The organism is Bradyrhizobium huanghuaihaiense (assembly GCF_025200885.1).
Classification (GTDB): Bacteria; Pseudomonadota; Alphaproteobacteria; order Rhizobiales; family Xanthobacteraceae; genus Bradyrhizobium; species Bradyrhizobium huanghuaihaiense.
The window spans coordinates 193,355-206,925 of the sequence record NZ_CP104172.1; the positions used below are offsets into that span (position 1 = coordinate 193,355).

The window sequence follows — 13,571 nt, forward strand, 5'->3', positions numbered from 1 at the left end:
GCTTACCGATTAACGCTAAAGTCCCGTTAAGGACGCGACCTGTCGAGGTCTAGTCGACGAATTCGGCACCGAATTCGCAGCCGATGCGCCAGCGCAGGCGGCATTGGCGGGAATAGTCGGGTGCAAAGATGATGGTGAATTGCGGCGGCACTTCCAGAAATTCCGCCACGACCTTCACGCCCCCGTCCGAGATATCCGTGATCGTGCAGTCCCTGGGCAGCGAGCCCGCCCCAAAATGAATCTTGGCGAGCCGGCTGCACACCCGACGTTCGCTTCTCCGGCGATTTGCAAGCATTTGAACTGTTCACCCGTTAGACCACGGCCCATCCCGCACCCCCAGGAGTAGCGGACATTCGTTGGAATGTGCTGAGAACAGAAGCTTGCATTCGAAACGGAGTGTCGGGATCGCGTTTACGGTTGGTTAGGGCTTGCCGCGGCCCCGGAAATGTTCCCGTATTGTTCTTGCGAAGCGCCACGCCTCCTGCTACCCTTGATTGTGCGAGAGGGCAGGCTGGTTCGGCATGGTTCAACGGGTTTCTACCGTCGCCTTTGAGGGGATCGAGGCCCGCGCGGTCGACGTGCAGGTGCAGGTCGCGCCGGGCCTGCCGGCCTTTGCCATCGTCGGCCTGCCGGACAAGGCGGTGTCGGAGGCGCGCGAGCGGGTGCGCTCGGCGCTGATCGCCTCGGGCCTGGCGCTGCCGGCGCGGCGGATCATCGTCAATCTTGCGCCCGCCGATCTGCCGAAGGAAGGCAGCCATTACGACCTGCCGATCGCGCTCGGCCTGATGGCAGCGATCGGCGCGATCCCGCCGGATGCGCTGACCGGTTTTACCGTGCTCGGCGAGCTCGGGCTCGACGGCTCGATCGCACCGGTGGCCGGCGTGCTTCCCGCCGCGATCGGTGCCAATCAGCGCGAGGAAGGGCTGATCTGCCCGGCGTCCTGCGGTTCGGAAGCCGCGTGGGCGAGCCCCGATATCCAGATCATCGCCGCACAATCGCTGATCCAGATCGCCAACCATTTCAAGGGCACACAGGTGCTGTCGCGGCCCTCGCCGAGGGTGCACGAGGCCGCCACCTCAAAGCTCGACCTGCGCGACATCAAGGGCCAGGAGAGCGCCAAGCGTGCGCTGGAGATCGCGGCGGCCGGCGGACATCATCTCCTGATGATCGGCGCGCCCGGCGCCGGCAAGTCGATGCTGGCCGCGCGCCTGCCGTCGATCCTGCCACCGCTATCGCCGAGCGAGTTGCTCGAGGTCTCGATGATCGCCTCCGTCGCCGGCGAGATCGAAGGCGGCGCGCTCACATCGCGGCGGCCGTTCCGCTCGCCGCATCATTCCGCCAGCATGGCCGCGCTCACCGGCGGCGGCATGCGCGCCAAACCCGGCGAGATCTCGCTCGCGCATCAGGGCGTGCTGTTCCTCGACGAGCTGCCGGAGTTCGATCCGCGCGTGCTGGATTCGCTGCGCCAGCCGCTGGAGAATGGCGAGGTCTCGGTCTCCCGCGCCAATCACCGCGTCACCTACCCTGCGCGCTTCATGCTGGTCGCGGCGATGAATCCCTGCCGCTGCGGCAACGCCTTCGAGCCCGGTTACGCCTGCAAGCGCGGCCGCATCGATCGCTGCACCTCCGACTACCAGTCGCGCATCTCGGGTCCCCTGATGGACCGCATCGACCTGCGCATCGAGGTGCCGGCCGTGACCGCCGCCGACCTGATCCTGCCACCGCCGGCCGAAGGTTCGGCCGAGGTCGCAGCACGCGTAGCGGCGGCGCGCGACATCCAGCTCGCGCGTTACACTGATGCGGGCCTGCCCAACATCCGCACCAACGCCGAAGCGCCCGCCTCCGTACTGGAGGAGATCGCGAAGCCCGATGCGCAGGGTCAAAAACTGCTGCGTGATGCCGCCGAGACCATGCGGCTGTCGGCGCGGGGCTATCACCGTGTGCTGCGGGTGGCGCGGACGCTCGCCGACCTCGACCACGCCGACAGGATCGGCCGGCTGCATCTCGCCGAGGCGCTGTCCTACCGCGCACTCGCGGAGGATGTGCGCCAGCTCGCCTGATCATTCTGCGCATCAACCCCGCAGTAACGAGTTTCCTTTACGCTCTGCAAACCATAAGGCCCGACGAGTTTTCCAAAGGGCAGTTCCCCAAGGGCTTGGCGAGTAGAGTGTCATGTTGCGTTTCAAGATCCTGGCCTCCGTTGTTCCCCTGCTGGCGGCTGCGGTGTTTGCCCGCGGCGAGATCGGATCGGTCTCGCATCCCTGCATCGCCCTCGGCGAAACCTCCGTCGAGCTGACATCCCTGTTCTGGACAGCCGGCGTCCACGTCGCCTTCACCGACGATCCGGCGCGGGCCACGGTCAGGGTCCAGATCACCGACGACGCGGACGCTGCGGACTTCGCGGTGGTGGACGACGGTCTCGGCTCCGAGACGGACTCCTGCCAGGCCAATCCGGCAAACCGCCTCGTCACCATCGCGGCGCAGCCGGTCGATGGCGGCCCGGTCATCTATCTCTCGACCGACGGCCCCGCCGATTACCGCATCTATGTGCGCTCCAGGACGTTCTCGCAGCGCGAGGCCGCGGCCCTGATCGTCGGTGCCCATAACGGCCACCGGCCGTTCCAGGCCGCCTCGCTCTGAGGCGTTAACACCTCGTCAACCTTGTTTGGAGGCAGAACCTAAGCCTCAAGCTGTTCGCAAGGTCGGCGCGACATCGTCGCATGCAGCGGCGGTGGGGTTTCGGACAAGGGTCGGGGTTGCGATGGGTCGGACGTTCCGGATCAAGGTGCGCATGCGCCGCTTCAGGCGGCAGCATCCCCGTATCGCCTTCGCGATCCGTTCCTTCGTGATCTTCTCGGCGACGTTCGGCGGCGCCTATGGCTTCATCGCCGGCAGCCGGGCCGAGAAGTCCGGCTACGATCCCAACGCCTTTGCGATCGGCGCGAGCTTCCTGTTCGCCCTCGCCTGCCTCGGCCTTGCCACGCTCAGCATGCGCTTGCGCTTCGTCAACAAGCGGCTGCGCACCCTCGCCGTCCACAACGAGGCGCTGATCGACCGCAATTGGGAGCTGAAGGAAGCCGAGGAGCGCGCGCGCAGCCTGTTCGAGCAGCAGGGCGATCTGATCGTGCTGCGCGACCATCAGGGCCGCATCACCTTCGCCAACGACGCCTATTGCGCACTCGCCGGACAGGCGCGCAGCGCGCTGGTCGGCACGCGCTTCGATTTCGACGTGCTGGAGCAGGGCGACAGCGCCCGCGAAAGCAACGGCACGCGCATCCACGACCAGAGGATCACCACGCCGCTCGGCGCGCGCTGGATCGCCTGGCGCGAAGGTTACGTCCGGCTCGACGCCGGCCAGGCGGCCGAACTGCAGAGCGTGGGACGCGACGTCACCGACCGCACCGAGACCGAGCGCGCGCTGTCGGAGGCGCGCGACCAGGCCGATGCCGCCAACCGCGCCAAGTCGCGCTTCCTGGCAATGGCCTCGCACGAGATCCGCACCCCCCTGAACGGCATCATCGGCATGGGCGGTCTCCTGCTCGACACCCATCTGACGCCGGAGCAGGCGACCTATGCGAGGGCGGTGAAGACTTCGGGCGAAGCGCTGATGGCGCTGATCGAGGAGCTGCTCGACTATTCCAAGATCGAGGCCGGCAAGCTCGACCTCGAGCAGCGCCCGTTCGCGCTCTCGACCCTGATCGAGGAGATCACCGAGCTGCTGGCGCCGCGTGCGCAGGCCAAGCAGCTCGAGATCGCCGCCTATGTCGACGAGCGCCTGCCGCTGGAAGTCGTCGGCGACGCCGCACGGCTGCGCCAGGTGCTGCTCAACCTCACCGGCAACGCCATCAAGTTCACCGCTCACGGCGGCGTCGCGCTGATCGTCGAACCCGGCATCTGGCCGAACGAGATCAGCTTCCTGGTCCGCGACACCGGCATCGGCATCGCGCCCGAGGCGCAGCAACGCATCTTCCGCGAATTCGAGCAGGCCGACGAGCGTGTCGCCCGCACCTATGGCGGCACCGGGCTTGGCCTCGCCATCAGCGAGCGCATCGTCAAGCGCATGGGCGGTCGCATCACGCTGACGAGCGAGCCGGGCAAGGGGGCGACCTTCGAGGTCGCAGTGCCGCTCGCACCGTCGCACGGAAGCGCGGGGCAGACGACGTTCCCGAGCCCTGACCTCACAGGCAAGTCGATCCTCGTGATCGCCGAGGGCATCGAAGCCTCGCTGATCGCGCGGCGCCTGGAGCGCTGGGGCGCTCAGACTTGCCTCGTGACGGACGCCGCTGTCGCGGAAGCGCTGCTGCCGGAACGCTCTTGGCACGCGGTGCTGGTCGATCGCGCGATCGGTCCCGGCATCGCCGACCGGTTGGGCGAAGCCGCCCGCGCGCATGCGCCACAACGGCTGGTGCTGCTGACGTCAAGCTCGCGCCATGAAAAGCTCTCGCCGGCCTTCACCGGCTTCCTGGTGAAGCCGCTGCGCGCCGCCTCGCTCGCCGCCCGCCTCACGCTGACGCCGGAGATCCCCTCGCCCGACCTCGCGCCGGAACCGCCGGCTGACTCCACGCGCGCTGCGCCGGCGAAAGGCCTGTCGATCCTCGTCGCCGAAGACAATGAGATCAACGCGCTGTTGATGCGCTCGTTGCTGACAAAGCTTGGCCACCGCGTCGTCATCGCCGTCCATGGCGAAGCCGCGCTGGAATCCTGGCTGGCCGCTGGCTCGGCCGGCACGCCCTACGATCTCGTCTTGATGGACATCCAGATGCCGCAGCTCGACGGCATCGAGGCGACGAAGCGGATCCGCGCCCATGAGGCCACGACCGGCGGCCGGCACACGCCGATCCTGGCGCTGACGGCCAACACGCTGGTGGAGGATCGCTACGCCTGCTTCGAGGCCGGCATGAACGGGTTTCTGATCAAGCCGCTCGATCGGGACAAGCTCGACGAGGCGCTGGCGGGGCTGGCCGCGTCACGGCATCTGGCGGTGTAGTCCCTGCTCTCTCCCCGTCATTGCGAGCGTAGCGAAGCAATCCAGGTTACCTCCGCAGAGGGATTCTGGATTGCTTCGCTTCGCTCGCAATGACGATGTGGGGGCAGGCGTGCCGCATGCGCGCATATCGTAGGGTGGGCAAAGCGCAGCGTGCCCACGAATCGTTCGACAGCAGGCACAGAGCGTGGGCACGGCGCTTCGCGCCTTTGCCCACCCTACGGCACCGCAGCCTGCAGCTACGGCACCGAACCTACAGCCGCCTCAGCGCCACGCTCTCCACCGCGTGATCGGCGCCCTTCTTCAGGATCAGCGTCGCGCGGGGACGGGTGGGCAGGATGTTATCCTCGAGATTGGCGAGGTTGGTGCGCTCCCAGATCGCGGTCGCGGTCGCGGTCGCTTCCTCGTCGGAGAGCAACGCGTACCGATTGAAGTAGGACTTTGGATTGGTGAACGCGGTGTCGCGCAGCGCCAGGAAGCGCTTGATGTACCAGCGCCGCAGCGCCGCCTCGTCGGCGTCGATATAGACCGAGAAGTCGAAGAAGTCGGAGACGACGGGCACCGCCTTGCCGTCGCGCGGCAGCTTGCCGGTCTGCAGCACGTTGACGCCCTCGACGATCAGGATGTCCGGCTGGTCGATCTCGGCCCATTCGTTCGGCACGATGTCGTAGGTCAAATGCGAATAGACCGGCGAGCGCACATGGCGGCGGCCCGATTTGATGTCGGACAGGAAGTTGAGCAGCAGAGGCAGGTCGTAGCTCTCCGGAAAGCCCTTCTTCTGCAAAATGCCTTGCTGCTCGAGCAGGGCCTTCGGGTAAAGGAATCCGTCCGTCGTGATCAGCTCGACCTTCGGCCGCGGCGACCAGCGCGCCAGCAGCGCCTGGAGCACGCGGGCCGTGGTGGACTTTCCGACCGCGACCGAGCCGGCGACGCCTATGATATAGGGCATCTTGCGGTCGCGGATGTTGAGGAACTGGCGCTCGGCGTAATACAGGCGCTGCATCGCATCGACATAGATCGACAAGAGGCGCGACAGCGGAAGATAAATGTCCTCGACTTCCTGCAAGTCGAGGCGATCGTGCAGCGAGCGCAGCCGGTCGAACTCACCCGGCTCCAGCGTCATCGGCGTATCGTCGCGAAGTCGCGCCCACTCCTCGCGCGTATAGACGCGGTACGGATTATACTGCTGCTCTGGTGCGCGGATATCCATGACGCGACCTCTCCACCTCGGCTAGTTGCCGCTCTTGCGCGACGCCTTCTCTTCCAACCCTGACATGTTCGTCCGCTTGTCCAGCGCGGCTTCGACCTCTTCCAGCTTTACGCCGCGGGCCTTGAGCAAGACAAGGAAATGATAGAGCAGATCGGCGCTCTCGGCGATCAGATGCGCGCGATCGTTTTCGACTGCTGCGATTACGGTTTCGACTGCTTCCTCACCGAACTTCTTGGCGCAATGCTCGGCGCCCTTGTCGAGGAGCTTGCGGGTATAGGAGGCTTCGCCTCCGGCCGCGGCGCGGGCGTCGATGGTCTCGGCCAGATCGTGGATCGTGAAACGCGGCATCGGACTTACTCAGAAACACGCTTGGCAACGGAGGCCATTCTCCGCCGCCCGGTGTAGCATTTTTATGAAGCGGAGTCGTCAGGCATCGAGGCGCATGGGCAGCCCGCGCCGGGCCATGTGCTCCTTGGCTTCGCGGATGGTGAATTCCCCGAAGTGGAAGATCGAGGCGGCCAGGACGGCCGTGGCGTGCCCGTCGCGGATACCGTCGACGAGGTGGTCGAGATTGCCGACGCCGCCCGAAGCGATCACGGGAACGGGAACGCTGTCGGCGATCGCCCGGGTCAGCGGAATGTCGAAGCCTTGCCGGGTGCCGTCACGGTCCATCGAGGTGAGCAGGATTTCACCGGCGCCGAGCGAGACCACTTCCTGGGCATATTCGATCGCATCGATGCCGGTCGAGTTGCGGCCACCGTGAGTGAAGATCTCCCAGCGGTCGCCGCCGGGGCGCTTGACCCGCTTGGCGTCGATCGCGACCACCACGCACTGCTCGCCGAATTTTTCGGCAGCTTCCTTGACGAATTCGCGCCGCGACACCGCGGCGCTGTTGATCGAGACCTTGTCCGCGCCGGCGCGCAGCAGCGTCTTGATGTCGTTGACCTCACGCACGCCGCCGCCGACGGTCACGGGCATGAAGCAGGCCTCCGCCGTGCGCCGGACCACGTCCAGCATGATGCCGCGGTTCTCATGGGTCGCGGTGATGTCGAGGAAGGTCAGCTCGTCGGCGCCGGCGGCGTCATAGGCGATCGCGGCTTCGACGGGATCGCCGGCATCGCGCAGATCGACGAAGTTGACGCCCTTGACGACACGGCCGTCCTTGACGTCGAGGCAGGGGATCACGCGCACCTTGAACATGTGTCAGCTCCTGCGCGCGTCGCGGATCAAGGTGAGGGCGGCAGTGGGATCGAGCCGGCCATCGTACAGCGCGCGGCCGGCGATCGCGCCGGCGAGCTTTTTCGCCCGCGGCGTCAGCATGGCCTTGACGTCCTCGATCGAGGCGAGGCCGCCGGAGGCGATCACGGGGATCGAGATGGCGTCGGCGAGCGCGATGGTCGCATCGAGATTCAGGCCCTTGAGCAGGCCGTCGCGCGCGATGTCGGTGAAGATGATGGCGGCGACGCCGGCATCTTCAAAGCGCTTTGCGATCTCCAGCACCGTGACCTGCGAGGTCTCGGCCCAGCCTTCGACCGCGACCTTGCCGTCGCGGGCATCGAGGCCCACGGCCACGCGGCCGGGGAATTTCTTCGCGGCAGACTTCACCAATTCGGGATCGCGCACCGCGGCGGTGCCGATGATGACGCGGGTGATGCCCTTGTCGAGCCAGGCTTCGACGGTCTTGAGATCGCGAATGCCGCCGCCGAGCTGCACCGGGATCTTGATCGTCTTCAGCATCGCCTCGACGGCCTCGGCGTTCACCGGCTTGCCGGCAAAGGCGCCGTCGAGGTCGACGACGTGGAGATATTCAAAGCCCTGGTCGGCAAAGCTCTGCGCCTGGGCCGCGGGATTGAGATTGAAAACGGTCGTGCGCGCCATGTCGCCTTGCTCGAGGCGCACGCATTGGCCGTTCTTGAGGTCGATCGCGGGGAAGAGAATCACGGTTTCCATCGCAAGAAGTTCGAGATCAGGGCCAAACCAAAGCGCTGGCTCTTCTCGGGGTGAAACTGCGTGCCGATTGCGGTGTCCTTCGCGACGATCGCGGTGACAGGCCCGCCGTAGTCGGCGCGCGCGAGCACGTCCGCCTCGCTGGCGGGGTTGAGGTGATAGGAGTGCACGAAATAGGCGTGCTGGCCCTTGGGGCCGAGTGGCAGCTTGTTCAGCACCGGATGCTCCCTGAGCACCTCGAGCGTATTCCAGCCCATGTGCGGGATCTTCAGGCTTTCATCGCGCGGCGTGATCTTCTCGACGTCGCCGCCGATCCAGTTCAGGCCTTCGGTGATGACGTGCTCCTTGCCGCGGCTCGCCATCAGCTGCATGCCGACGCAGATGCCGAAGAACGGCCGCGCCTTGACGCGCACCGCTTCGGTGATCGCCTCGACCATGCCGTTGACGGCATCAAGACCGTGCCGGCAGTCGGCGAAGGCGCCGACGCCGGGCAGCACCAGACGGTCAGCCTCGTAGGCCTGATCGGGATCGCTGGTAACGAAAACCTTTTGCGGATTTTCGAGGCTCCGCGCGGCGCGCTCGAAGGCTTTCGCGGCGGAATGCAGATTCCCGGAACCGTAATCGATGATGGCGACGCTCACCTTGACCCTCCCGGTTCTGGGAACAATCCAATGATGCCGCCGGCCGGAATCGGCGGCGGGTTCGAGAATTGCTGGCCCGGCACGCCCCGGGTCGGCGGCGGGCCGCCGCGATCGACGGCCCATTGATCGTTGACGATGCCGTGCTGCTTCTGGCTCCAGCGCTCGAAGAAGCGGCGCTCGGCCGTGTCATGGTCGTCGGCGATGACGATGTCGAGCTGCCGCCACTTGCCGCGCGACAGCGTCCAGCGCCGCAGGCTGGAGGCCTCGAGTCCCGTCAGCAGCGCGATGACGATATCGGCGAGGAAGATCGAGCTGCGGCCGAGACCCAGGCTGGAGAGTCCGGCATGGAAGGCAGCGATGAAGATCAGCCAGCCGATCAGCACCAGCCACAGCCGATTCCACAGCAGCCAGAACGGGCCGAAGATCATCGCCCAGAAATGGAAGCCGTCGCGCACGAAGACAAACTTGTCGGTCGCGCGCAGGTCGGCTCCGCCAGGGAAGGGAGCATGAACTGTGTAGGCAGGCATGGCGATGCCCCGTTCTCGAGAATTGAGTAGATGCCGTCGGCGGCCTTTCGCCGCCAAGACGGAGATGTCAGCCGCCGAGCGAGCCCTTGGTGGACGGGATTTCGCCCACTGCCTTCGGATCGATCGCAACGGCAGTGCGCAACGCCCGCGCCAGACCCTTGAAGCAGGACTCGGCGATATGATGGCTGTTATCGCCATATAGGGTTTCGACGTGGAGAGTCACGCCGGCGTTGATGGCGAAGGCCTGGAACCACTCGCGCACCAGCTCGGTATCGAACTCGCCGATCTTGTCGCGGGGGAAGTCGGCCTTGAACACCAGGAACGGGCGACCCGAGATGTCGATGACCACGCGCGACAGCGTCTCGTCCATGGGCATGTGCACACCGGCATAGCGGGTGATGCCTGCCATGTTGCCGAGCGCCTGCTTGACCGCCTGGCCAAGCGCGATGCCGGTGTCTTCGGTGGTATGGTGATAATCAATGTGCAGGTCGCCCACCGCCTTGACCGTGAGGTCGATGCGGGAATGGCGGGCGAGGAGATCGAGCATATGGTCGAAAAAGCCGATGCCGGTCGCGATATTGGCCACGCCGGTGCCATCGAGGTTCACGGACACCTCGATGTCGGTTTCCTTGGTCTTGCGCTTGATCGTCGCGGTGCGCATTGAAAGCTGGCTTTCGCTTCTATTTGAGCATGATCTTTCCCGGAAAACCGGTGCCCACTTTTCCGGATCATGCTCGGGGGCCGAAAACGCCAGTCTATTAACAGCCAAATGACACCTTCGCTACTGCGGGAACGGCTGGCCGGGCCTCTACTTCTGCCTATGGTGAGCGAAATTCGGCCCGGAACGGCCCGTTGTACGCAGGTTGTCCCCTTGGCCCCGACCGCCTAAATCAGCCGGACAGTGAGGTATTTCATGCAGGACTCCCAGAACAGCTCGCCGGGCTGGCACGGCACCACGATTTTGACGGTCCGCAAGGGCGGCAAGGTGGTCGTCGGCGGCGACGGCCAGGTCTCGATCGGCCAGACCGTGATCAAGTCCAACGCCAAAAAGGTCCGCAAGCTCGGCAAGGGCGACGTCATCGGCGGCTTCGCCGGCGCCACGGCCGACGCCTTCACCCTGTTTGAGCGGCTGGAAAGCAAGCTCGAGCAATATCCGGGGCAGCTGACCCGGGCCGCCGTGGAGCTCGCCAAGGACTGGCGCACCGACCGTTACCTCAGGCGGCTGGAGGCCATGATGATCGTGGCCGACAAGGACGTCTCCCTGGTGCTGACAGGCACCGGCGACGTGCTCGAGCCCGAGGCCGGCGTGATGGCGATCGGCTCCGGCGGCAATTACGCGCTGGCCGCCGCGCGGGCCCTGCTCGACACCGACAAGGACGCCGAGACCATCGTCCGCCGCTCCCTCGACATCGCCGCCGACATCTGCGTCTACACCAACCGCAACCTGACCATCGAGAGCCTGGCAAGCGGGTAGGGCGGAGCGTCTTTTGTCCGTACGACCCATCCGCACGGTCGGTGCAACCTCTCCCGCTTGCGGGGGAGGTCGGCGCGAAGCGCCGGGTGGGGGCTCTCTCCACTCAGGGGCTGTCCCGATGCAGAGACACCCTCTCCCCGACCCTCTCCCGCAAGCGGGAGAGGGAGGGCACCACCGCTGCGGCTGCTAGATGATCGCCACCTACACCTTCCGCCCGATGACCGCTGCCGACCTGCCGTTGATCCGGCGGTGGCTGGGCGAAGCCCATGTGCGGGAATGGTGGGGCGATCCGGACGAGCAGTTTGCGCTGGTGAGCGGTGACCTCGATGAACCGGCGATGGACCAGTTCATCGTCTTGGCCGGCGACAGGCCCTTCGGCTATCTTCAGTGCTACCGCCTGACCGCCTGGAATACGGGCTTCGGGCCACAACCGGAGGGCACGCGTGGCATCGACCAGTTCATCGGCGAGGGCGACATGATCGGGCAGGGCCATGGCTCGGCGCTCACTCGCGCGTTCGTCGACGAGCAGTTGCGGCACGGCCTGCCGCGCATGGTCACCGATCCGGATCCGCTCAATGCGCGCGCGATACGCGCTTACGAGAAGGCCGGCTTCGTTCGCGACCGCATGGTCGAGACGCCGGACGGGGCCGCATTGTTGATGGTGCGCGAGCCATGACGCTGGCGCACGCGCAGGAGAGCAAGGTCGCATTTCCGCCGCTCGCCTGGGCCGGAATCGCGCTATCGCTGCTGGCGCTACAAGCCGTGATCCTGTTCGCGATGGGGCGCGTGCCGATCTGCACCTGCGGCTACGTCAAGCTCTGGCACGGCGTGGTGAACAGCTCGGAGAATTCCCAGCACATCGCCGACTGGTACAGCTTCTCGCACGTGCTGCACGGCTTCCTGTTCTACGGGCTGACCTGGCTGCTGTTCGCGCGTCTGCCATTCCTCACCTTATCGTGGCCGGCCCGGTTGATCGTCGCCATGCTGATCGAGGGCGCCTGGGAGATCGTCGAGAACTCGCCCTTCATCATCGAGCGCTACCGCGCCGGCACGATCTCGCTGGACTATTACGGCGACAGCATCGTCAATTCGGTGTCTGACAATCTGGCCATGATGCTCGGGTTCCTCGTCGCGCGCGTGCTGCCGGTATCTGCGACCGTCCTGCTCGGCCTCGCCTTCGAGATCATGCTGGCGCTCCATATTCGCGACAATCTGACGCTCAATATCCTGATGCTGATCCATCCGATCGAGGCCGTGAAACAATGGCAGTCGGGCCCGCCGATCATCTGACGGCCGAAAAAAGCGGCTTGTCCCGGCCCGCATCTGACCCTAGCTAAGGTGCCATGACAGACTTCTCTCCCCGCGAAATCGTTTCCGAACTCGACCGTTTCATCGTCGGTCAGGGCGACGCCAAGCGCGCCGTCTCGATCGCGCTGCGCAACCGCTGGCGGCGGCAGCAGCTCGAAGGCTCCTTGCGCGAGGAGGTGCTGCCGAAGAACATTCTGATGATCGGCCCCACCGGCGTCGGCAAGACGGAAATCGCGCGACGTCTCGCCAAGCTGGCGAATGCGCCGTTCCTGAAGGTGGAAGCCACGAAATTCACCGAGGTCGGCTATGTCGGCCGTGACGTCGAGCAGATCGTGCGCGATCTCGTCGAGGTCGCGATCGCCCAGGTGCGCGAGAAGAAGCGCAAGGACGTGCAGGCGCGGGCGCAGCTCGCCGCCGAGGAGCGCGTGCTCGATGCGCTGGTCGGCGCCAATTCCAGCGCGGCGACGCGGGAATCCTTCCGCAAGAAGCTGCGGGCCGGCGAGCTCAACGACAAGGAAATCGAGATCGAGACGCAGTCGTCCGGCGGCGGCATGCCGATGTTCGAGATCCCGGGCATGCCGGGCGCGCAGATGGGCGCGATCTCGATCGGCGACATTTTTGGAAAGCTGGGCGGCCGCAGCAAGACGCGGCGGCTGACGGTGGAAGGCTCGCACGAGATCCTGGTCAACGAGGAATCCGACAAGCTGCTGGACACCGAGCAGCTCACGCTGGAGGCGATCAGCGCGGTCGAGAATAACGGCATCGTGTTCCTCGACGAGATCGACAAGATCTGCGCCCGCGACGGCCGCGTCGGCGGCGACGTCTCGCGCGAGGGCGTGCAGCGCGATCTCTTGCCGCTGATCGAGGGCACCACGGTCTCGACCAAGCACGGCGCGGTCAAGACCGACCACATCCTGTTCATTGCGTCGGGCGCCTTCCACGTCGCCAAGCCGTCCGACCTGCTGCCGGAATTGCAGGGCCGTCTGCCGATCCGCGTCGAGCTGCAGGCGCTGACCCGCGACGACATGCGGCGCATCCTGACCGAGCCCGAGGCTTCGCTGATCAAGCAATATGTCGCGCTGCTGCAGACCGAGGGCGTGACGCTCGACATCACCGACAGCGCCATCGATGCGCTGGCCGACGTCGCGGTCGCCGTGAACTCCACCGTCGAGAACATCGGCGCGCGGCGGCTCCAGACCGTGATGGAGCGGGTGCTTGACGAGATCTCCTTCACCGCCCCCGACCGCAGCGGCGAGACCATCAAGGTCGACGCCGACTACGTGCAGAAGCACGTTGGCGACCTCGCCAAGAATGCCGATCTGAGCCGGTTCATTTTGTAGTTCGGTAGAGATCAGCTATCTATCCCGCTGTCGTCCCCGCGAAAGCGGGGACCCATAACCACCAGCGGTCCTTGTTGAAACAGATGGCGGCTCCGATCCCGGCACAAACGACCGCCTGTGGTTATGGGTCCCGGGTCGCG

The 13,571-nt window shown here is 65.8% G+C and carries 15 protein-coding genes; 7 read left to right on the forward strand and 8 right to left on the reverse strand.

Going from position 1 to position 13,571, the window contains the following annotated elements; all coding sequences use genetic code 11:
* Positions 1–49: 49 nt before the first annotated feature.
* Entirely contained in the window at positions 50–295 is a 246-nt protein-coding gene (locus N2603_RS00890) for a PilZ domain-containing protein (RefSeq protein ID WP_018644993.1), read from the reverse strand.
* A gap of 226 nt (positions 296–521) precedes the next feature.
* Here N2603_RS00890 and N2603_RS00895 point away from each other — a divergent pair, with 226 nt between their 5' ends.
* From N2603_RS00895 to N2603_RS00905, 3 genes are all read left to right on the forward strand, one after another.
* Complete coding sequence (locus tag N2603_RS00895; protein WP_260387351.1) at positions 522–2,060, forward strand: YifB family Mg chelatase-like AAA ATPase; 1,539 nt, start codon at positions 522–524, stop codon at positions 2,058–2,060.
* A gap of 112 nt (positions 2,061–2,172) precedes the next feature.
* The gene (locus N2603_RS00900) at positions 2,173–2,640 is read left to right on the forward strand and encodes a hypothetical protein (protein WP_018646052.1); all 468 of its coding nucleotides are present in this window, start codon (positions 2,173–2,175) and stop codon (positions 2,638–2,640) included.
* Positions 2,641–2,761: 121 nt separating this feature from the next.
* Positions 2,762–4,987: a PAS domain-containing hybrid sensor histidine kinase/response regulator gene (locus N2603_RS00905; protein WP_260387352.1), complete on the forward strand. Its 2,226-nt coding sequence runs from the start codon at positions 2,762–2,764 to the stop codon at positions 4,985–4,987.
* Between the two features lie 250 nt (positions 4,988–5,237).
* On the opposite strand, the gene coaA is transcribed toward N2603_RS00905, so the two are convergent.
* The 7 genes from coaA to hisB form a co-directional block, all read right to left on the reverse strand.
* Positions 5,238–6,194, reverse strand: coding sequence for a type I pantothenate kinase (gene coaA, locus N2603_RS00910; RefSeq protein ID WP_260387353.1), 957 nt, complete (start codon positions 6,192–6,194; stop codon positions 5,238–5,240).
* Between the two features lie 21 nt (positions 6,195–6,215).
* Entirely contained in the window at positions 6,216–6,542 is a 327-nt protein-coding gene (locus N2603_RS00915; protein ID WP_260387354.1) for a phosphoribosyl-ATP diphosphatase, read from the reverse strand.
* 78 nt (positions 6,543–6,620) lie between these two features.
* A complete protein-coding gene (hisF, locus tag N2603_RS00920) occupies positions 6,621–7,394 on the reverse strand; it encodes an imidazole glycerol phosphate synthase subunit HisF (protein ID WP_018646048.1) in 774 nt (257 codons plus the stop codon).
* A gap of 3 nt (positions 7,395–7,397) precedes the next feature.
* The gene (gene hisA / locus N2603_RS00925; protein ID WP_260424425.1) at positions 7,398–8,135 is read right to left on the reverse strand and encodes a 1-(5-phosphoribosyl)-5-[(5-phosphoribosylamino)methylideneamino]imidazole-4-carboxamide isomerase; all 738 of its coding nucleotides are present in this window, start codon (positions 8,133–8,135) and stop codon (positions 7,398–7,400) included.
* Positions 8,132–8,782 (reverse strand): imidazole glycerol phosphate synthase subunit HisH, encoded by a 651-nt coding sequence (gene hisH / locus N2603_RS00930; RefSeq protein WP_260387355.1) that lies wholly within the window; start codon positions 8,780–8,782, stop codon positions 8,132–8,134. The genes hisA and hisH overlap by 4 nt, the downstream gene beginning before the upstream one ends.
* Complete coding sequence (locus N2603_RS00935) at positions 8,779–9,309, reverse strand: DUF2628 domain-containing protein (protein ID WP_260387356.1); 531 nt, start codon at positions 9,307–9,309, stop codon at positions 8,779–8,781. The genes hisH and N2603_RS00935 overlap by 4 nt, the downstream gene beginning before the upstream one ends.
* Positions 9,310–9,376: 67 nt before the next feature.
* A complete protein-coding gene (hisB, locus tag N2603_RS00940) occupies positions 9,377–9,970 on the reverse strand; it encodes an imidazoleglycerol-phosphate dehydratase HisB (RefSeq protein WP_211411357.1) in 594 nt (197 codons plus the stop codon).
* Positions 9,971–10,222: 252 nt separating this feature from the next.
* Between hisB and hslV the strand changes: the two genes are divergently transcribed.
* From hslV to hslU, 4 genes are all read left to right on the forward strand, one after another.
* On the forward strand, positions 10,223–10,783 hold the full coding sequence (gene hslV / locus N2603_RS00945; protein ID WP_018646043.1) for an ATP-dependent protease subunit HslV: 561 nt from the start codon (positions 10,223–10,225) through the stop codon (positions 10,781–10,783).
* A gap of 190 nt (positions 10,784–10,973) precedes the next feature.
* Entirely contained in the window at positions 10,974–11,459 is a 486-nt protein-coding gene (locus tag N2603_RS00950; RefSeq protein ID WP_260387357.1) for a GNAT family N-acetyltransferase, read from the forward strand.
* Positions 11,456–12,073 carry a DUF2585 domain-containing protein gene (locus tag N2603_RS00955; protein WP_260387358.1) on the forward strand — a complete coding sequence of 206 codons (618 nt, stop codon included), beginning with the start codon at positions 11,456–11,458 and terminating at the stop codon, positions 12,071–12,073. The genes N2603_RS00950 and N2603_RS00955 overlap by 4 nt, the downstream gene beginning before the upstream one ends.
* 53 nt (positions 12,074–12,126) lie before the next feature.
* Positions 12,127–13,431 (forward strand): ATP-dependent protease ATPase subunit HslU, encoded by a 1,305-nt coding sequence (gene hslU / locus N2603_RS00960; RefSeq protein WP_260387359.1) that lies wholly within the window; start codon positions 12,127–12,129, stop codon positions 13,429–13,431.
* The last annotated feature ends 140 nt before the right edge of the window (positions 13,432–13,571 follow it).